Source organism: Chryseobacterium sp. c4a, from assembly GCF_009900745.1.
Taxonomy (GTDB): domain Bacteria; phylum Bacteroidota; class Bacteroidia; order Flavobacteriales; family Weeksellaceae; genus Chryseobacterium.
Genome location: NZ_WXVU01000016.1, coordinates 77447 through 96074, shown reverse-complemented (window position 1 = coordinate 96074; position 18628 = coordinate 77447). Strand labels below are relative to the sequence as shown.

The 18628-nt window shown below is 35.4% G+C and carries 22 protein-coding genes; 11 read left to right on the top strand and 11 right to left on the bottom strand.

The annotated features are described in order from the left end of the window. Positions 1-120: 120 nt before the first annotated feature. The 3 genes from GTR01_RS18810 to GTR01_RS18800 form a co-directional block, all read right to left on the bottom strand. Positions 121-570, bottom strand: a complete 450-nt coding sequence (locus GTR01_RS18810) for a lipocalin family protein (protein WP_160139298.1) — start codon at positions 568-570, stop codon at positions 121-123. Between the two features lie 49 nt (positions 571-619). After that, positions 620-1681, bottom strand: a complete 1062-nt coding sequence (locus tag GTR01_RS18805) for an NAD(P)H-dependent flavin oxidoreductase (protein ID WP_160139297.1) — start codon at positions 1679-1681, stop codon at positions 620-622. Between the two features lie 172 nt (positions 1682-1853). After that, a complete protein-coding gene (locus tag GTR01_RS18800; protein ID WP_160139296.1) occupies positions 1854-2729 on the bottom strand; it encodes an aldo/keto reductase in 876 nt (291 codons plus the stop codon). A 486-nt stretch (positions 2730-3215) separates the two neighbouring features. Here GTR01_RS18800 and GTR01_RS18795 point away from each other — a divergent pair, with 486 nt between their 5' ends. Next, a complete protein-coding gene (locus tag GTR01_RS18795) occupies positions 3216-3683 on the top strand; it encodes a GNAT family N-acetyltransferase (protein ID WP_160139295.1) in 468 nt (155 codons plus the stop codon). On the opposite strand, the gene GTR01_RS18790 is transcribed toward GTR01_RS18795, so the two are convergent. Together GTR01_RS18790 and GTR01_RS18785 are read right to left on the bottom strand one after the other, a co-directional pair. Continuing rightward, positions 3657-4556 carry a LysR family transcriptional regulator gene (locus GTR01_RS18790; RefSeq protein ID WP_160139294.1) on the bottom strand — a complete coding sequence of 300 codons (900 nt, stop codon included), beginning with the start codon at positions 4554-4556 and terminating at the stop codon, positions 3657-3659. The two genes, GTR01_RS18795 and GTR01_RS18790, sit on opposite strands and share 27 nt — an antisense overlap. A gap of 40 nt (positions 4557-4596) precedes the next feature. Then, positions 4597-5343 (bottom strand): metallophosphoesterase family protein, encoded by a 747-nt coding sequence (locus GTR01_RS18785; protein WP_160139293.1) that lies wholly within the window; start codon positions 5341-5343, stop codon positions 4597-4599. Positions 5344-5633: 290 nt separating this feature from the next. Here GTR01_RS18785 and GTR01_RS18780 point away from each other — a divergent pair, with 290 nt between their 5' ends. The 6 genes from GTR01_RS18780 (at position 5634) to GTR01_RS18755 (ending at position 10225) form a co-directional block, all read left to right on the top strand. Beyond that, positions 5634-6248, top strand: a complete 615-nt coding sequence (locus GTR01_RS18780) for an NAD(P)H-dependent oxidoreductase (RefSeq protein ID WP_160139292.1) — start codon at positions 5634-5636, stop codon at positions 6246-6248. After that, complete coding sequence (locus GTR01_RS18775; protein ID WP_160139291.1) at positions 6248-6535, top strand: putative quinol monooxygenase; 288 nt, start codon at positions 6248-6250, stop codon at positions 6533-6535. The genes GTR01_RS18780 and GTR01_RS18775 overlap by 1 nt, the downstream gene beginning before the upstream one ends. An 80-nt stretch (positions 6536-6615) precedes the next feature. Beyond that, the gene (locus GTR01_RS18770; protein ID WP_228452286.1) at positions 6616-7296 is read left to right on the top strand and encodes a type 1 glutamine amidotransferase domain-containing protein; all 681 of its coding nucleotides are present in this window, start codon (positions 6616-6618) and stop codon (positions 7294-7296) included. Between the two features lie 12 nt (positions 7297-7308). After that, complete coding sequence (locus GTR01_RS18765) at positions 7309-8292, top strand: aldo/keto reductase (protein ID WP_160139289.1); 984 nt, start codon at positions 7309-7311, stop codon at positions 8290-8292. A 374-nt stretch (positions 8293-8666) separates the two neighbouring features. Then, positions 8667-9635 carry a cyclase family protein gene (locus GTR01_RS18760; protein ID WP_160139288.1) on the top strand — a complete coding sequence of 323 codons (969 nt, stop codon included), beginning with the start codon at positions 8667-8669 and terminating at the stop codon, positions 9633-9635. 101 nt (positions 9636-9736) lie between these two features. Beyond that, positions 9737-10225 (top strand): VOC family protein, encoded by a 489-nt coding sequence (locus GTR01_RS18755; protein ID WP_160139287.1) that lies wholly within the window; start codon positions 9737-9739, stop codon positions 10223-10225. 174 nt (positions 10226-10399) lie between these two features. Here the strand turns inward: GTR01_RS18755 and GTR01_RS18750 are convergent, their stop codons facing one another. The 3 genes from GTR01_RS18750 to GTR01_RS18740 all read right to left on the bottom strand — a co-directional run bounded on the left by GTR01_RS18750 (position 10400) and on the right by GTR01_RS18740 (position 11916). After that, positions 10400-10843, bottom strand: coding sequence for a carboxymuconolactone decarboxylase family protein (locus tag GTR01_RS18750; protein ID WP_160139286.1), 444 nt, complete (start codon positions 10841-10843; stop codon positions 10400-10402). Positions 10844-10848: 5 nt separating this feature from the next. After that, complete coding sequence (locus GTR01_RS18745; protein ID WP_185155151.1) at positions 10849-11280, bottom strand: DoxX family membrane protein; 432 nt, start codon at positions 11278-11280, stop codon at positions 10849-10851. Positions 11281-11343: 63 nt separating this feature from the next. Next, on the bottom strand, positions 11344-11916 hold the full coding sequence (locus GTR01_RS18740; protein WP_160139285.1) for a Crp/Fnr family transcriptional regulator: 573 nt from the start codon (positions 11914-11916) through the stop codon (positions 11344-11346). 66 nt (positions 11917-11982) lie between these two features. Here GTR01_RS18740 and GTR01_RS18735 point away from each other — a divergent pair, with 66 nt between their 5' ends. After that, positions 11983-12348 carry a DUF1304 domain-containing protein gene (locus GTR01_RS18735; protein ID WP_160139284.1) on the top strand — a complete coding sequence of 122 codons (366 nt, stop codon included), beginning with the start codon at positions 11983-11985 and terminating at the stop codon, positions 12346-12348. Between the two features lie 109 nt (positions 12349-12457). Here GTR01_RS18735 and GTR01_RS18730 read toward each other — a convergent pair whose 3' ends face one another. Next, positions 12458-12835, bottom strand: coding sequence for a winged helix-turn-helix transcriptional regulator (locus tag GTR01_RS18730; protein ID WP_160139283.1), 378 nt, complete (start codon positions 12833-12835; stop codon positions 12458-12460). Between the two features lie 154 nt (positions 12836-12989). Here GTR01_RS18730 and GTR01_RS18725 point away from each other — a divergent pair, with 154 nt between their 5' ends. Then, positions 12990-13982: an NADP-dependent oxidoreductase gene (locus GTR01_RS18725; protein WP_160139282.1), complete on the top strand. Its 993-nt coding sequence runs from the start codon at positions 12990-12992 to the stop codon at positions 13980-13982. A 7-nt stretch (positions 13983-13989) separates the two neighbouring features. Beyond that, positions 13990-14466 carry a cupin domain-containing protein gene (locus tag GTR01_RS18720; RefSeq protein ID WP_185155150.1) on the top strand — a complete coding sequence of 159 codons (477 nt, stop codon included), beginning with the start codon at positions 13990-13992 and terminating at the stop codon, positions 14464-14466. 334 nt (positions 14467-14800) lie between these two features. Here GTR01_RS18720 and GTR01_RS18715 read toward each other — a convergent pair whose 3' ends face one another. Continuing rightward, on the bottom strand, positions 14801-15208 hold the full coding sequence (locus GTR01_RS18715; RefSeq protein WP_228452285.1) for a thioredoxin family protein: 408 nt from the start codon (positions 15206-15208) through the stop codon (positions 14801-14803). A gap of 50 nt (positions 15209-15258) precedes the next feature. Continuing rightward, positions 15259-17328, bottom strand: coding sequence for a TonB-dependent receptor plug domain-containing protein (locus tag GTR01_RS18710; protein WP_160139280.1), 2070 nt, complete (start codon positions 17326-17328; stop codon positions 15259-15261). 134 nt (positions 17329-17462) lie between these two features. Here GTR01_RS18710 and GTR01_RS18705 point away from each other — a divergent pair, with 134 nt between their 5' ends. Further along, positions 17463-18614, top strand: coding sequence for a homogentisate 1,2-dioxygenase (locus tag GTR01_RS18705; protein ID WP_160139279.1), 1152 nt, complete (start codon positions 17463-17465; stop codon positions 18612-18614). Positions 18615-18628 lie beyond the last annotated feature (14 nt).

Below are 18628 nucleotides of genomic sequence, written 5' to 3'. Positions count from 1 at the left end.
ATTAAATATTTCTAGTGATGTAGACTTCTATAATTTCTTCAATCCATTAAAATAACTCGTTTCACAACCTGATATAAAGAAAAATTCCCTTTAGTACAACCAAAGGGAATTTTTTATTTTTTATTTAACTCTTCTGAAATATCTTATCACCACATCATTCATCCCATCACCATCTCTATCTTCTGTATTATCTTCTGTCACTAATTCTGTCGATGTTAATTTATTAACCTTATAAACTCTGTTAGAATTATTATACCATAATTTCTTGGCATTTTGATCATACGTATATTTCGCATTATGATAATCAGACGGAACACATGCACCATCTTTATTCAACGAATGGCCTACAGTATTCACTTCGGTTTTATTGTATTCAAAAGTATTTTCTGATTCGCAGCCTGAAGGATAAACTGCTTTTGTTTTATTATCAGAAGTAGTATAAACATCTGCTTTATACTGATTCCATGTTCCTACAATTGGAGATACCTCTTCTTTTTTAGAATTGTTATCATCACTACTGCATGATACAATAGCAGAAAATGCGGCAAGTGCCAGAAATAATTTTTTCATGATTAAAGTTTAAAATTATATTTAAGCCCCGAAGATAATACAATTTCAATTACTTCTCCTCTATTTGAAATATGAGATTTCTCAGAATTTGTTCCGTAGAAAGCTCACTATACTCATGAATAGATTGCCCGGCCCAAATACCTACAAAATCTGGATCCTGCTTAGACTTTGCAGCTTTACGAAGTGCATTAGTCAGTTTATTCTGATAAGGATAAGGTAAGATATATTCAGAATTTTCAACGGCTTCTATATATTTATTTCTCACTCCTCTCGCATATCTACCTGAAAAACTTTTCGTTAAAATAATCTCATCTTCTCTCACCTTTTTAAGCCTTTCTTTTTCAAAAGGCTGCATAGCACTTTCTTGAGAACATAATAAAAGATTACCTACTTGAAATCCCTGGGCTCCCAGCTCTTTTACTGCCTGCAAAGTTTTACCATTGTAAATTCCGCCTGCATAGATTAGTGGAACTTTCACATGATCATATACCTGTGATAATAAAGACAATCCTCCGATTTGGAGAACATGGTCAGGATCAAAAGTTCCTCTGTGACCACCTGCTTCCGTTCCTTGCACACAAATAATATCAATTCCTGATTTTTCTAAAATTAAAGCTTCATTCACAGAGGTACAGGTTCCGATGAGTGTTACCCCATTTTCTTTCAGTTTCTGAATACTTTGGGCATCCAGATTTCCGAAAGTAAAGCTTAAAATCTTACAGTTTTCTTCAATAACTGCATCTACCAACTCATGGTAAGATCTCACTTTAAGATCTTCCAGATCAGGAAGGCTGACTTCAATATTGTTATCCTTTGCCAGCTGTTCTAAAAACGGTCTAGTTTGAGCGAATTTTGCCCTTAAAGCATCAGTCACTTCAGGAATATAATGAGTAAAAATATTCGCAGCAAAAGGTTTATTCGTTAATTTTCTTGTTTCTCGTATCAGTTCAATAGATTCATCTGCCGAAAGATCAGCCAATGCCAAAGATCCCAGGCAACCTGCACGGGCAGCAGCAGCAACCATTGGTACAGTACTTACTCCAAACATCGGAGCTTGAATGATAGGATATTGCACTCCTAATTTTTTGCTGATTATATCTGGCCAAAACATAGAAATTATTTTAAATAAAAAGGTACAAAAAATAAGTACACCTCATTTTCAATAGGATATGATATTCCTCACACCCAGCAGAAAATAAAATTCCCACAGATCTCAGAGATTACGCAGATTTTTAATCTGTGAAATTTGGGAAATCTGTGGGAGATATAATTTTTAATTAAGCTTAAATATCCGCTACAGCATTCAACATTTTCTGTTCCCATTCAGGGTCTTTTGGATCAAAGAATAGTCTTTTTCCTGTATCTAAAGAACGAACAACATTCATTTCATCCTCTGTAAGTTCAAAATCAAATACATTAAAGTTCTCCTCAATTCTTGATGGAGTAACAGATTTTGGAATTACCACAAATCCTTCCTGTAAATGCCATCTCAAAATGACCTGAGCAACTGTTTTACCATATTTCTCTGCGATTGATTTTAAATCAGGATTACTCAAAAGATTTGCATTTCCATTTCCAAGCGGACTCCATGGCTGAGTGATGATATTATTTTCTCTGTTATAAACTTGTAATTCTTTTTGTTGAAAAACAGGATGCAGCTCAATCTGGTTAATTACCGGAAGAACTGTTGAATTTGCTTTTAATTCTTCAAGCTTTTCAACCGTAAAATTACAAACTCCGATCGCTTTAATCTTTCCTTCCTGATACAGATCTTCTAAAGCCTTCCAGGTTCCCAAAAAGTCACCATAAGGCCAGTGAATAAGATACATATCCAAATAATCCATCTGTAATCTGTCTAACGTTCTCTGGAATGCCTTTTTTGCTTTTTCATACCCATGATCCTGAACCCAAACTTTAGAAGTAATGAACAATTCATCTCTGTCTACTCCACTTTTCTTCACTGCAGCACCTACAGCGGTTTCATTTTGATAAATAGCAGCAGTATCAATCATTCTGTATCCTGTCTGAATAGCTTTGATTACTGCATTTTCGCATTCTTGCAGATCTTCCATCTGCCATACTCCAAAGCCTAAAGCAGGAATATCTACTCCATTATTTAAGGTTACTACAGGTTGCCCTGTATAGGTTTTCTTTTGCATAAGTCTTTATTTTAATGATTAATATAAAGTGATTAAACAAATTTGCGACAAAAAAACGGAACTTCGGCTTACCAATTTTACTGTTTTTGTTAAAAAAATGTTATTTAATGAGTGTTTGCAGTGATGTTGGAAAACCGCGAAGACGCTAGATTTCTCTCGTTGAGGCGTTGTATTTAAGACGCTAGGATTTTATCTGCGATAAAATTGAATACCGATGATTTTTAATGCCCTTACTGAATAAAATTATACTTTCAGAACTTACGCATAAAATCTATTTGTGCATTAGCAGCAAAATATCAGCAATAGAATATTGCTGAGAATCTTCGATTTTCTTGCGCCTTAAAAGCAGCGTATTATTTATTTTTTTGCGTCTTCGCGATTTCCAACCTCCAATATTTACGATTCAATCTATGACTGGATTCAAGTCTCTATTTTCCTTATTTTTGTGGAAATGATGATTCTCAAACTATTCATATAAGCTTATAGATGGAACAATATACTTTCAACAAAATTGCCAACGATTCGGAGATTCCTTATGAATTACTATTGTTAGCTGACGAGACCACTGAAGCCATTGATCAATACATTTTCAAATGTGATATCTATCTCTTACAGGATGGAACAGAAAATATTGCCGTTATGGCTTTATGTAAAAACAGTGATACTGAACTTGAGATTAAAAATATGGCAGTCATTGAAAGCTACAGAAGTAAAGGACTCGGAAGTATTTTAATAAAAAAAGCCAAGGAAATAGCCCTTGATAATCATTATGAAGTCCTGAGTGTCGGAACTTCAGATACCGGATTTCAGCAGATTCGGTTTTATGAGAAAAACGATTTCAAAAAAACAGGGATACGTAAAGATTTCTTTATTGAAAATTACCCATCCCCGATTTATGAAAACGGTTTACAGATGAGGGATATGGTTTTACTTACCCATCATCTTACGGAATAAACCTTTAATATGTTCTATCTCCGTTTGATAATTGGTTTTCTTTCTACATCCGAAATACAAAGTGTTTTCCAGTTTTTTCTTTCCTTCCCAGATCAGCTTAATTTCTCCGCTTTCGATTTCATTTTTGCATAAAAAATCAGGAACCACCGCTAATCCTGTTCCTCCTTTCAGACAACGGATGATGGAGTTTAAGTTCGGAACAATATAATTCGGACGGAAATTCGGTTTGTGCCCAAAGTTTAAAGTCCAGTATTGGAAAAGATGTTCCATATCTCCTGTAGTTCCATACCATTTTTCATTCTTTAGCCACGCTTCGATCTGCTCTATATCTTTTGTTTTTAAAACCTTCTTAAAAGCATCTGTATCTACATCCTTTCCACCTACCAGAATAATCTGTTCAGAAGAAAATGCTTCATGTTCTATATTAGGAGAAGATCCTTTTTTTGGAGTAATAATAAGATCCAGGATTCCTTTATCCAATTGATCCAGCATTTCAGGATACTCTCCAAAGCTTATAATCAGGTTGAAAGGTAGTGAAGAAACATATTGCTCCAAAGTCGTTTGAAAAGTTTCAAAACACATTCCGACGCTAATGGTTGGGGTATGTTTTTCTGTAGATTTCTGAAAATTCTTCTCTACATCTTCCAACTTGGTAAGAGGTTCTGCTATGGCATTGAACAATACTTTTCCTCTCTCTGTAGGAATCATTTTTCTACCGGTTCTGTCGAACAATTTATATCCTACATACGCTTCCAGTGAACCTAAATGTAAGCTCACCCCGGGCTGCGAAATGAATAAGGCATCAGCTGCACCTGTCAATGTCCCGGTTTTATAGATCGCCTTAAAAGTACGATACCATTCTAAATTGACCATGACTTATTTATTAATATTCTGATGCAAATTTACAAAATAATTATAATATTAATACATTTTCATTTCTTAAAAAGGAAGCATAATAATCCGGAATCCCGCTTTCCTCGATCTGACGGGCAGTTTCTTCCAGCGGATATGCTAATTGTATAATTTCAGGGGTAATCTTTTCAGTATCCAAAGTCAATATGAGATAAGAAGCTAATCTATTTGTTTCTTTAGACCTTCCAACAGAACCACAATTGACTGCCCATTTTTTATTTTCAAACTGTTTTGTAAATGATAGATGAGTATGTCCCATCAGAATAATATCAGCCTTTGAATCTTCCAGCATACTGGTAAAAACCTCATCATTTTCTGATTCGTATAAGTAAGTATCATTGCTTTCCAGACTGGAATGTACCAACTGAATATTCCAATGCTTATTGCCTATTTTATAATTTAGTTTCAAGTGAAAAGGAAGTTCGGAAAGAAACTTTTTGTTTTCTTCTGTAATATGTTTTTTCGAATGATCAATCGCAACAAACCTTGCCTTTGTTTCTTCTTCAGAATGCTTAGATAAAGGAAAAACAGGTAAATCAAAAGCAATTCTTTCATCATGATTTCCCAATATACAAGGGATATTTAAACTTTTAATGCTTTCTATCACTTCATTCCCCCAGGGAGCAAAATCTACAAGATCACCCAAGCAAAACTTCTGACGAATTCCTCTCTCTTCAATATCCTTCAACACTACTTCCAATGCAGGAAGATTCCCATGCACATCACCAAAAACTGCTATCTGTATCATTGTCTGTCAATTTGTTAATCAAATGTACGAGACAAATAGAAATTCCAGTTCAGATACAGCATGACATTTTACCATGAAAAAAAAGATTAATCAATAAAAACTAGTAAACTTTATATAAAAGCGTGGAAAAACCAGGCTTTAAACCACAGTATAAAACTAGCAACCAATAACTTTCAAACTAAAAACCCAAACATATAAATATTATAATACTTACCTATAATTTATATTATTTTTATTATACAACACTCCATAGTAACTTTGCAGAGTAAAATTTAAACAATCATAAAAAAATGAAAAAAGTATTAATCATTAACGGAGGACAGAACTTCGGGCATTCCGGAGGAAAATATAATCAGACTATCGCAGAAAATACATTAGCCGTTCTTAAAGAATTTGATAATGTAGAAATAAAGGTAACCAATGTAAGTGAAAATTATGACAAACATGAAGAAGTACAAAAATTCGTTTGGGCAGATTATATCATTTACCACACTCCCATCTGGTGGTTCCAACTTCCGAACGGATTGAAAAAATATATTGATGAAGTTTTCACAGCAGGCCACGCTAAAGGTATTTATATGAGTGATGGTAGAAATGCGGCCAATCCTGAAATCAACTACGGAACAGGCGGAATGCTTGGCGGAAGAAAATATATGCTGACCACAAGCTGGAATGCTCCTGCTACAGCCTTTACCCTTCCTGGAGAATTTTTTGATGAGAAAAGTGTAGACGAAGGACCTCTATTTGGGTTCCACAGAATGAACGCTTTCGTATCGTTAGAAAAAATGGACAGCTTCCACTTCCATGATGTGGAAAAAAATGCCAACGTAGAACGTGATATGAAGTTGTACAGAGACCATGTGAAAAACGTATTTGCAAAAGAATTAACACCAGAATTAGTATAATGAAAATTCACCTTACCGCAGTTATTAAAGCCAAAGAAGAGCACCGTTCAGAAGTATTGGAAGTTCTTCAGAATATGGTAAAAGAAACAAGAAAAGAAGAAGCTTGTGAATTGTACAATCTTCATCAGGGAATTGAAGACAAAAATCATTTTGTATTCTACGAAATATGGAAAAGCGAAGAAGGATTAGCACAGCATAATGAGCAGCCTTATATTAAAGCTTTCGGTGTTTTAATTGATGAAAAACTTCAGGAAGTTCCTCAACTTTACATCACCAACCTCATTTAAGAATGAAAAAACTGGCGCTTTTATTTCTAAGCCTTTTCACAATAGGATTTATTCAGGCTCAACACCAAAAATCTATTGATATGAAAAAGAAAATCTTATTCGTTGTAACCAGCCATGACAAAAAAGGTAGCACAAACGAAAAAACAGGATATTATCTGGGCGAAGTTTCTCACCCATGGGAAGTGCTTCACAAAGCAGGATATGAAATTGACTTTGTAAGTCCAAAAGGAGGAACTCCACCAGTAGACGGATTTGATTTAAAAGATCCTGTCAACAAAGAGTTCTGGGAAAACAAGGAATACAGAAACAAGATTGATCATTCTTTAACGCCATCACAGGTAAATCCCAAAGACTACTCAACGATCTTTTATGCAGGCGGACATGGAGCAATGTGGGACTTGGCTGACAATAAAGAATTGGCAGATATCGCCTCCACAGTTTATGAAAACGGAGGAATTGTAGCAGGAGTATGCCACGGGCCGGCAGGTTTGGTGAATATCAAACTGAATAACGGAAAATACCTGGTAGATGGCAAAAAGATCAATGCGTTTACTAATGAAGAAGAATCCGCAGTAAAATTAACGGATGTTGTTCCTTTCTTACTGGAAAACAAATTAAAAGAAAGAGGAGCACAATTTGAAAAATCCGGACTTTGGCAGAATCATGTTGTTTCTGATCAAAGAGTCATCACCGGACAAAATCCACAATCTGCAAAGAGCGTTGGAGAAGCAATTTTAAAAGAATTAAATAACAAATTTTAAAAACAAGAAAAAATGGAATATAGAAAATTAGGAAACACAGATTTAGAATTATCAACAATCACACACGGAGCTTTTGCAATCGGTGGTAATATGTGGGGTGGTAATGAAAAACAAGATTCTATTAACTCTATTCACGCATCATTGGATCATGGAGTAACTTCTATTGATACGGCACCTTTTTACGGTTTCGGATTAAGTGAAGAAATGATTGGTGAAGCAATTAAAGGAAAAGACCGTTCAAAAATACAACTGTTAACGAAATTTGGTTTGGTATGGGACGGAAGTAACAACGGAAAAGGAGAATTTTTCTTTGACGCTGAAGACGAAGGAAAAGTAATTCCTGTCTATAAATTAGCTTCTAAAGCAAACATCATCAAAGAAGTTGAAGAAAGCTTAAAAAGACTGGGAACTGATTATATCGACCTTTTACAACTTCACTGGCCAGACAGCACAACAGCGATCAGTGAAACAATGGAAGCTATGGAATTATTAATCCAACAAGGAAAAGTTCGTGCTGCAGGGGTAAGTAACTACAGTGTTGCCCAAATGGAAGAGGCTAACAGAACTTTTAAATTAGCAAGCAACCAGGTTTCTTACAGTATGCTGAACCGTTCTATTGAAAACGATCTTGTTCCTTATTCTTTAGAGAACAATTCAGGGATCATCGTATACAGCCCAATGGAAAGAGGTCTTTTAACAGGTAAATATTTCAAGGATAACAAATTAAAAGACAACGACCACAGAAACGGTTATTTCTCTCAGTTTGATTTAAATAAAGTAAAAACGTTCCTTGAAAAAATTGAACCTATTGCTCAGGAAAAAGGAGCCAGCCTTTCTCAATTGGTATTAAGATGGACTACTTTACAACCAGCCATTACAGTAGTATTAGCCGGAGCCAGAAATGCGGAACAAGCTATTGATAATGCGAAAGCAATGGACATCAACCTTTCTCAGGAAGAATTGAACTTCATCAACGCTGCTTTAAGCGAGATTTAATATATAAGCTGGGAGCTGGAAGAGGGAGGATGGAGGTACTGTCAGGTTATTGATGACTTTTCAGCCCTTTGAACCCAATAATTATCAGACTTTAAGATGGAAATATGAAGTTGAACACACTAGCGTGTATTGTTAACTTACAGTCTGTTAATTTGAATAATTACAACAACTTAATCAATAAAATATCAGTTGTGGACCGACTTCAAAAACTTCACTTTCTCTTCCTCCAGAGCTTCCTTTCTCTTTAAAGGAAAGTAAAACAAGAAGCACGATTCAATAAATGGAATGCCAGCTGTTCAAAGACTGTAACAACTTCCCTCTTCCCTCTTCCAGCTTCCCACTTCCCTTCTTTTCAACCTATACATCATAAAAAAATGAAAAAGAATCTGATCAAAATGTTCGGGTTAGTAACCCTATTGACGATAAACAGTATTGCATTAAACGCACAAACCCTTGTAAATCCGGAAGACAAATCATGGTATCCGTCCGCTTATGGAGCTCAGGATGAAATCGGAGCAGCCAATTTATTAACCCCTGAAGTGGTAAAACAAGCACTAGGATTGGTAAAACAAGGTAAAACATTAGCATTGGCTGTTCCTATTGATAAAAACTTACCAGCTTTCAGACACAGAAGCTTCAATCTTTACAACATTCAACCGGGAGAACAAGGTGGAAAAAGTATTGGCCCTAATAAATTTACATTCAACGACGAATTGGTGAATGGATGGACAGGAGTTGGAACTCAGCTTAATGGTATCGGACACATCGGTATTGATAATGTTTACTACAACGGAAATAAAGCTACTGATTTTGTAACCGTAGAAGGAGTGAAAAAATTAGGAGTTGAAAAAGTACCTCCATTTGTTACCAGAGGTGTTGTTCTTGATATGGTAGCTCACTATGGAAAAGCTATTGTGCCTGGTGGAACAGAATTCACCGTTGAAGACATTAAAGCTGTTTTAAAGAAACAAGGTCTTACCTTAAGAAAAGGAGATGTTATTCTTTTCAATACAGGATGGCTTGAACTGGTGGGTAAAGACAACAAACAGTTCTTAGAAACTGAACCGGGAATCGGAATGGATGCTGCCAAATGGCTGGCTGACCAAGGAATTGTTGCTTTCGGTGGTGATACCTGGGCTTCTGAGGTATATCCAAACCCAAAAAGTAAAGAAGAATTTCCAATCAACCAATATATGTTGGCTAAAAAAGGGATCTATAATTTAGAATTGATTGACAGCCGTCCATTAGTAAAACAAAAAGTATGGGAATTCCTGTTTGTACTGGGACAACCTCTCTATGTAGGTTCTACTCAGGTGAATGTGAATCCAGTTGCTATTTATTAATTTCTTTCTCAGTATTCGGGAATAATGCTTAATTTAATATTCCAAACCTGAGTTACTGATCACACAATTTTTTTAAAATATCAATTACAAAATTTAAAATAATGGAAAATATAACAAAAGGTTTCACACGCGCCAATCACGTAGGAATCACTGTAAAAAATTTAGAGAAATCAATTGCTTTTTATGAAGCATTGACCGGAACTAAAGTCTCCAATATCGATGTTATCGGTGGGGAAAGAATGGCAAAAACACAAGGTCTTACCGATACTAAAATAAAATTTGCCAACCTTCGCCTTGACAACATCAACCTCGATATCCTGGAATATGTAATTCCTGAAGCTGAGCAGGCATCTTACTCCAACAATCAGATCAGTGCCATGCACCTTTGTTTTGAAGTAGACAGTATTGATGAAGCTATGCAGAGATTAAAGGAAATTGGTGTAGAACCAGATGGAGAGCCAATTGTATTTGAAGAAGCAGACGGATTGAAAGCCGGATACGGAACTGCGGTGGCCTATTTCCAGGATCCTGACGGAACCAACCTTGAGATTATTGCTCCGCAAGGGCCTTTCCAGAGAAAGAACCTATAATGCATAACAAATAACAAAGCAGGAAGTAAACTCCGTACACAAACTTAATATTTACCATTAAGATTTATTTTAGAATTAATATCACGGAGCCTTACACATTGTTATTTACATTATAAAAAAGAGCTTTTCAGCACTGAAAAGCTCTTTTTTATTAATAACCCGACATTGTTTTTTTTATTTAGCGATTGGCAAATGCGTACTGATTGCAATTCTGTTCCATGCATTAATGGTGATAATCGCCATAATGATCTGAGCAATCTGAGCTTCATCAAAGAACGTTTTAGCTTTTTGATAGGTTTCATCAGTTAATCCTTTTTGGCTGATCAAAGTAATTTCCTCCGTCATTAACAACAACACCTGTTCTTCTTCTGTAAAAAATTCTTTAGCTTCCGTCCAGCCATCCAAAATGAAAATTCTCTGTGGTGTTTCTCCATATTTGATGGCATCTTTGGTATGCATATCAAGACAGAAAGCACATTTATTGATTTGGGAAGCCCTGATTTTAATTAATTCCTTTTGAATATGAGTTAAAGAAGTATTCTGTAAATATCCTTCTAATCCCAACATTGCTTTGTAAGCGGCAGCATCTGTAGTTGCCATGTTAAATCTTGCACTCATTATATTTATTTTTTGGTTAATTGATCGATACTAAAAGAATACTGTGACTGAACAGCCAATAAAAGAGCTGCCGCACTTCCCACCCAGACTGAATAATTGAGTGGCGCCTTAGAACCTAATGCAACAGTCATTGATACCGCAAAAATCAATAGAAGAATACTGCTTCCATAAGCTGCAATTCTGGTTTTAAAACCAACAAGCAGCATCAATGGTAATAGAATTTCTAAAAATGTAGCAGCATAAGCGGAGATTATACTCAATACTTCCGGAAGAAAAAAAGTCAGAGATCTTGTGTATTCTTCAAAACTTTTCATATTTCCCCATGAAGAATTTTCTGCACTCCACAACCCGAATCGGTCAGCAACTGCAGAAAGCATTGTTACGGCAAGAGCAAGCCTTAAAAACAGCTGTGGAAATTGATTTTGTGTATTTGTCATTGTGTTAGCTTTTAATCACATGACAAATTTCCGATATCTAATCCGTAAAAATCTTAAACTGGTTTAAGAACGTAATTTTGCTTTAATTTCACTTAAATATTCCGGAGTAAAACCAAGAAACGAAGCAACAAGATATTGAGGCATTCTCTGAATAAACCAAGGATACAACGTACTGAAATGAACATACAATTCTTCCCGAGAATATTCAGCCAGATAGCGGATTTTTCTTTCAGAAGCTGCATAAGCCCTTTGATAAATAATCCTGAAATATTTTTCCATTACAGGATGTTTCTCCAATAATAATTCCTGATTTTTAAAATCAATGACAAGAATGGTAGACTTTTCCACAGACTGAATATTAAAATCGGTCTGTATCTGTCGCTCATATGCAAACGTATCGGTAATCCACCAGTTTTCAATAGCAAATTGTGTAGTATGCTCTACTCCTTTTTCATTAATAAAATATTTTCTCAGACAACCTTCCACTACAAAATACATATTCCGGCAAATTTCACCTTCCAGCATCAGACTTTCCTTCTTCTTTACCTTTAATACGTCAAAAAAGGAAAATATAGACAGGTACTCATCGTCAGATACCGCAATGAATTTGTTTAAATGTGCTTTAAAATTATCCATCTTTAGAATTGAATACTCAAACTTAACTTTATTTTTTTAGTTTTACAATGACAAAAATATTAAATCATGGAAATCATTGCCAAAATACTGATCGCTATCGTTGCACTGGAACATCTTTATATTCTTTGGATGGAAATGTTTGCATGGGAAACCAAAGGCAAAGAAGTTTTCAAAGCAGCTCTCCCTGCTGAAATGTTTAAACCAACAAAGGGATTAGCAGCTAATCAGGGATTATATAATGGTTTTCTAGCTGCAGGATTGATCTGGTCTTTTCTAATTAAAGATCCACAATGGCAGGATAACATTGCTTTATTCTTTTTAGGTTGCGTAGCGATTGCCGGGATTTATGGTGCTATTTCTGCTACGAAGAAGATATTTTTTGTTCAAGCGTTACCTGCAATATTGGCTATTATTGCAGTCTTACTAAAATAGTTTCCCAGGTATTTTGTTGGAAAACACTAAGGCGCAAAGATTTTATCTTAAATCCTTTGAATCTTTAGCGTTTTCCAATCTAACTTGATTATAATTTTTCAGTTTCAAATTATCCCATTGAAGCTTTGATCTTCTTCCGATGAAGTATCCCCCAGTTCACCAAAGTTTCTGTCACAGGAAATACTGATTTTCCATATTCTGTAACAGCATAAGTAACTGTAATCGGTTTTGTATCCTGAATTGTTCTTGTAATCAGAAGATTGATTTCAAGTTCTTTCAATTCCTTGCTTAGCATTTTAGCAGAAATCCCATCAATACCACGCTCCAGTTTTTTAAAATGAATCTGTTGATCGGTTCTGTTGGTCAGATATCGTAGAATCATTAATTTCCATTTTCCCCCCAACACATCCAGGCTATCACGCATAGCAAATAATTCCTCAGTACAAGTTGCTTCTCTTTCAGTTCCGTTTTCAATAATTTTTGCCATAATAGTTTCATTAAGGTAACTAGTTACCATTTGTTAACTAGTAGCAAATATAAACTATTCCCGTTTTACATTTGTACATCAAAGAAGGATATGATTTCTCATCCATACAGATGATGATCATGTAATTGCATTAACTAAAAACAAATATCTACCTATGAAAGCGGTAATTTTAAATAAAGATTTTAGACTTGAAAACGGTTTTGTTGAAAAACCTCAACCTAAAAACAATGAAATATTAATCCAGATCAAAGCAAGCGGATTCAATCCTATTGATTATCAAATGCTGGAAAATGAATTGGAAAGAAAATTAATCAGTTCACCTATATTAGGACGCGAACTCTCCGGGATTGTAGTAGAAAAAGGAGCGGATGTCACCCAGTTCAATATTGGAGACGAAGTCTTCTGTGGCAGTGGATCTATGGGAAGTAATGGAACTTATGCAGAATATATTTCGGTTCCGGAAGTCATTGTTGCGCTCAAACCAAAAAACATTTCCTTTGAACAGGCAGCTTCTATTCCATCAGTAGGATTAACATCCCTGCAAATTTTTAAACGATTGAATTTAAAACCAGAACAAACTATATTCATTTCCGGAGCAGCCGGAGGAGTAGGTTCATTTTTAATCAAAATTTTATTAGCTCACCAAATTGACAACTTCATTGCTACCGTAGGCAGTGATGAAAATAAACAAATGCTCATAAATATGGGGGTAAAAGATCATCAAATTGTCAATTATAAAGAAGAAAACCTTGTAGAGAACATTCTAAAGGCCAACCATCATCAACCATTCGATATTGGAATTGATCTGGTTGGAAATTATATGGCTGAAGTAACTGCTGAAATATTAAAAATCAATGGAACTTATGTAGATGTAACAGCACTTGTTACCAAGAAGGCGCATGAACTTCTCTTCAACAAGGGAACTGTGATTATGAATATCTCTAATTACGCCTACAGTATGATCAAGAAATATGATTATTATAAAAACAGTCTGGAAGAAATTGCAGCGCTTATTGAAAGAGGTTCAATGATTCCATCACAATATAAAGTAATGGGCAACCTGTCTCTGGAAACAGTTCTTCAGGCACATTCCATCTTAAAAAATAATCAGACCCAAGGCCATAAACTTATCATGAAAAATTTATAAGCTACCCATGAACAAAATACCAAGACGTATCGTAACAGGAATTAAAAATGGAAAATCCATTATTGCAGAAGACCAGCAAGTAGAAAATGCCATAGAACACTTTCCTGGGCTGATTATTTCAGATATCTGGAATACTCAGAACATGCCTGCAAGTTTAGATTTTGAAAACAAAATTCCCAACACAGGTTTTCCGCAAACACCCAAAAATGGAACTTATTTCCGATATGTAGTAGTCCCACCCGATAAAGATTTAGGAGTTGAATTCAAAAAAGGAGAACCTCATCCGATGATGCATCAGACACCAACATTAGATTACATCATCATTCTTTCAGGAGAACTTTATCTGATTATGGAGGAAGGTGAAACCCTTTTGAAACCTGGAGATATCGTGATCCAAAGAGGAACAAACCACGCATGGAGTAATCGTTCCGATGAACCTTGTATACAGCTTGCTATTTTAATAGATGCTGAAAGTAAAGATTAAAAGATTTCCCACAGATTGCACAAATTTCACAGATGCAAAAAATCTGCGTGATTTGTGCAATCTGTGGGAACTTTATTTTGTTGGAAACCACATGACACAAAGAATTCAAAATAACATTCTTCTTTAGGGCGCAAGAAAATCAAAGATTCTGTAAAGAGTGCTACTGATATTTTACCACAAATATTATTTAGCTCAAAAATCTAAAAAGTATAATTTTATTCGTGCATTCGTGGAATTAAAATGATTGGTGTTCAATTTTATCGCAGATAAAATCTTAGCGCCTTAAATACAACGTATAAATAAAGAAATTTGTGTCTTTGCGTTTTCCAACCTCTTACAAAGCAGAAATCTCCAACAATTTCTGTTTCATTTTTTCCGGTGTAAGTAAGCCCTCCTGATAATACACTAAATTCTGATTCTTATCCAGGAAAATCCATAACGGATACACAGGCTGTTCTTTATTTTTAGATAAAGCCAACGCCAGTTCATGAATTCCTGAGCTTCCATTCGATAAATATTCAAATTCATGACCTTGAAAACTGACCTTTTCTCTTGTTTTTTCAGCTTCAAAATTAATAAGGTAGAAATGATCATTTATTATTTCCACCAGATCTTTATCTTTATTTAAGCGGAAAGATTCTATTTTACAAACCGTACACCAATCTGTGTAAAGATGGATCACAACAGGCTTTGGAGATGTTTTCTGTACATGCTCCAGCTCAGAAAAAGTCCCTGTCTTCATCTGGGATAGATAAAGACAGGGCACAAACATTAAAAATAAAATAAAAGTTCTCATTTCAAGGTATATTTCACTCCCAAGAACCCTCTGATACGCTGCATTGGAGCATAGCCATAAGCGGTATCGAAAGTATAGTGATTGGGATTGCTGATAGGATCATCAACATGTTTATCAAACGGGTCAAAAGGCCTCATCAGAGGGTCTTTAGGAGTAAAATTGAATAAGTTTTTCACCCCACAATACACTTCAAATCCAGATTTAAAGCTCTTTGAAACCTGAATATTAGCCAACGAATAAAACGGTGAATACTCTGGTCGGAAGTCATTCGGTAAAACAGGCAATCTCATTGGGCCATAAAACTGCCCCGTGAAATCTATGGTTAGATTACTTGGAAATTTATATGTCAGACTGTAGGTTCCACTCCACTTTGGAGCATGAAGCTGCTGTGTCTTTTGATTTTCATCATCATACTTCTGATACACATCAAGATAAGTAACCCCTAAGTTAACGCTTAATGGGAATGAAAAACTAAAATCCACATTCAATGAAGCTCCTCTGGAAATTCCATATCCGTGAAGATTATCATAGATGATTTTATTGGGATCAGAATCAAAATCACCTACGATTTTATTACTGAAATACGTATAGAATGCAGAAGCATCAAGATTCACCATACGATTCCCAACAGGAATTTTCCAGATATAATTTAAATTTCCGTTGATGGATCTTTCAGGCAGAAGATCAGATTTCACGATCACTTCTCTGGAACCAGTTAATGCAGCATGATCTTCTGTAAATAGATTAACCACTCTAAATCCTGTTCCAAAATTAAATCGTAAAGTATGATACGGATTAGGAGAAAATTTCCATGCAAATCTTGGAGAATGCACAGAGTGATGTACCTTATCATAATCGTAACGATATCCTAATAATAAGGTATTCTTATCATTAATCTCCCATTGATCCTGAACAAACACCCCCCATATCGGAGACTTCATCGGAGCATTGGTGATCCCATCAGAAGCAAGTGTTCCGGGAGTATTATCATCGTAAAAAGTTCTTTTAAAAGTTACCCCTGCCGTGATATCATGTTTTCCAAAACTTCTATCCCAATAGGTCTGTACAAAGGCTACTTTCTGAAGAGCATTAAACGGATTCGCTCCGTAAAAAGAGTTCTGATCATGATAATTATAGGAAAACTGAGTCACAATATGCTCCTTCATCGGCCACTCATACAATCCGAAAACTTCTGCTCTATTCGTATAAATACTTTCACCATATACTTCATCACTTCCACGGAAAGATTTATTCCATTGCATTTCACCACCGAAACGATCTTCATACAAATATCTTACAGCAAAACTAGCCTGTCTGTTTTCCTTTCTTTTAAAATTCCATTTATTAAAGACCGAAATTCGGCTTTGTAAAGTGGTATCGGTAAAATTATCCTTATTCTGGTCTATCCTTTCCTGAAAACTGAAATAATTTAAACTTAATAATGAAGCTGCATTCTTTCCTATATTAAACTTGGTGGAAAGATCCAGATTATTCTCAGCCCATGAGCTGGTCATCATATCTACGCTTAGCTTAGGAGCCGTTAACGCATTTTTGGTGATGATATTAATCACACCACCCATTGCCTCAGAGCCATAAATGGAAGACGCAGGACCTTTTACCACTTCTATTCTATCTACAAGGCTATTAGGAATTCCACTCAATCCGTATACTGTGGAAAGCGAGCTTACAATAGGCATCCCATCTATCAAAATCATTGTATAAGGCCCTTCCAGTCCATTAATATGAATATCTCCTGTGTTGCATACAGAACAATTCAATTGTGGTTTTACTCCGTTCACCATACTGATGGCTTCAAAAATACTTGGAGTAGGATTTTTCTGAAAAAATTTCTGGCTATAGATCTCAACAGCCACCGGGCTTTTAGATCTGCTCATCGGTTTTATGGTTCCGGTAACCACTACATCATCAATATTACTTGTCTTGAATTCCTTTTTAGAAACCTTTATAGAATCAGTGTTTTTATAGTGATTTATACTTAAACTGTCTGTTTCCTGGGCAAAACAATATGAAGATAAAAAAGTAATAGAAAATAATATTCGCTTCATGAAATTAAAATTGTTAGGCAAATCTAACAATTATTTTTCAAACATGAAACATAATAATATATATCATCAAAAATATTTGATTCAGTCAATTCATGAAAAATGATTAAATTTGAGAAACTACATATGAAAGTAAAATGAGATATCATCTATCGGGAAACATCCCACAAAAAAGACATACCGTCTTTAAATCTCCGGAAGATAAATTTTACTATGAACAGCTTTTCGGAACGGAAGGCTTTCACGGTATCTCTTCTCTGTTATACCATATCCACCGTCCTACGCAGATCAAATCAATCGGAGAGCCGAAAGATGTGACTCCTAAAATTGCAGTGGAGAAAAATATTACACCAAGAATGTTCAAAGGAATGAATGTAACGCCTGAGGACGATTTTATGGACAGCCGTAAGATCCTTTTGATGAACAACGATCTGAAAATGGGATTGGCTAAACCAAGAAAATCAATGGATTATTTCTACAAAAATGCAGAATGCGACGAATTGTTATTCGTACATGAAGGAACCGGGATTTTAAAAACATTTGTGGGAGATCTTGAATTTGGTGTCGGTGACTATCTTATTATTCCAAGAGGAACCATTTATCAGGTAGAATTACAATCTGAAAATACAGTATTCTTTGTATTAGAAAGCCATTCTCCAATTTACACTCCGAAGAGATACAGAAATGAATTCGGGCAATTATTGGAACATTCTCCATTCTGCGAAAGAGACATTATTGCTCCTGCTTTCAAAGAACCAAAGGATGAAAAAGGAGAATTCTTAATTAAAGTGAAAAAAGAAAACCAGATCACAGATTTCATCTATGCTACACACCCTTTTGATGTTGTAGGCTGGGACGGATATTTCTATCCTTATAAATTTAATATTAAAAATTTTGAACCGATTACAGGAAGAATTCATCAACCGCCACCGGTTCACCAGAATTTTGAAGCCCATAACTTTGTAGTATGTTCATTCTGTGCAAGAATGTATGACTATCACCCAATGGCTATTCCAGCACCTTACAATCACTCGAATATAGATTCTGATGAGGTATTGTTCTATACAGAAGGTGATTTTATGAGCCGTAATCATATCGACTTAATGGATTTCACTCTTCATCCAGGAGGAATTGTTCACGGGCCTCATCCGGGAGCAATGGAAAGAAGTATCGGTAAAAAATTCACAGAAGAATATGCCGTAATGGTAGACCCTTTCCGTCCTTTAAAAATTACGGAAGAAGCTTTAAAAGTGGAAGATCCGTCCTACAAAACTTCATGGTTGGAATAAAACAGTAGACGACC

Coding starts and splice junctions, on each gene's coding strand:
- GTR01_RS18810 (WP_160139298.1), bottom strand. CDS start 570: ATGAAAAAATTATTTCTGGCACTTGCCGCATTTTCTGCTATTGTATCA.
- GTR01_RS18805 (WP_160139297.1), bottom strand. CDS start 1,681: ATGTTTTGGCCAGATATAATCAGCAAAAAATTAGGAGTGCAATATCCT.
- GTR01_RS18800 (WP_160139296.1), bottom strand. CDS start 2,729: ATGCAAAAGAAAACCTATACAGGGCAACCTGTAGTAACCTTAAATAAT.
- GTR01_RS18795 (WP_160139295.1), top strand. CDS start 3,216: ATGGAACAATATACTTTCAACAAAATTGCCAACGATTCGGAGATTCCT.
- GTR01_RS18790 (WP_160139294.1), bottom strand. CDS start 4,556: ATGGTCAATTTAGAATGGTATCGTACTTTTAAGGCGATCTATAAAACC.
- GTR01_RS18785 (WP_160139293.1), bottom strand. CDS start 5,343: ATGATACAGATAGCAGTTTTTGGTGATGTGCATGGGAATCTTCCTGCA.
- GTR01_RS18780 (WP_160139292.1), top strand. CDS start 5,634: ATGAAAAAAGTATTAATCATTAACGGAGGACAGAACTTCGGGCATTCC.
- GTR01_RS18775 (WP_160139291.1), top strand. CDS start 6,248: ATGAAAATTCACCTTACCGCAGTTATTAAAGCCAAAGAAGAGCACCGT.
- GTR01_RS18770 (WP_228452286.1), top strand. CDS start 6,616: ATGAAAAAGAAAATCTTATTCGTTGTAACCAGCCATGACAAAAAAGGT.
- GTR01_RS18765 (WP_160139289.1), top strand. CDS start 7,309: ATGGAATATAGAAAATTAGGAAACACAGATTTAGAATTATCAACAATC.
- GTR01_RS18760 (WP_160139288.1), top strand. CDS start 8,667: ATGAAAAAGAATCTGATCAAAATGTTCGGGTTAGTAACCCTATTGACG.
- GTR01_RS18755 (WP_160139287.1), top strand. CDS start 9,737: ATGGAAAATATAACAAAAGGTTTCACACGCGCCAATCACGTAGGAATC.
- GTR01_RS18750 (WP_160139286.1), bottom strand. CDS start 10,843: ATGAGTGCAAGATTTAACATGGCAACTACAGATGCTGCCGCTTACAAA.
- GTR01_RS18745 (WP_185155151.1), bottom strand. CDS start 11,280: ATGACAAATACACAAAATCAATTTCCACAGCTGTTTTTAAGGCTTGCT.
- GTR01_RS18740 (WP_160139285.1), bottom strand. CDS start 11,916: ATGGATAATTTTAAAGCACATTTAAACAAATTCATTGCGGTATCTGAC.
- GTR01_RS18735 (WP_160139284.1), top strand. CDS start 11,983: ATGGAAATCATTGCCAAAATACTGATCGCTATCGTTGCACTGGAACAT.
- GTR01_RS18730 (WP_160139283.1), bottom strand. CDS start 12,835: ATGGCAAAAATTATTGAAAACGGAACTGAAAGAGAAGCAACTTGTACT.
- GTR01_RS18725 (WP_160139282.1), top strand. CDS start 12,990: ATGAAAGCGGTAATTTTAAATAAAGATTTTAGACTTGAAAACGGTTTT.
- GTR01_RS18720 (WP_185155150.1), top strand. CDS start 13,990: ATGAACAAAATACCAAGACGTATCGTAACAGGAATTAAAAATGGAAAA.
- GTR01_RS18715 (WP_228452285.1), bottom strand. CDS start 15,208: ATGAAGACAGGGACTTTTTCTGAGCTGGAGCATGTACAGAAAACATCT.
- GTR01_RS18710 (WP_160139280.1), bottom strand. CDS start 17,328: ATGAAGCGAATATTATTTTCTATTACTTTTTTATCTTCATATTGTTTT.
- GTR01_RS18705 (WP_160139279.1), top strand. CDS start 17,463: ATGAGATATCATCTATCGGGAAACATCCCACAAAAAAGACATACCGTC.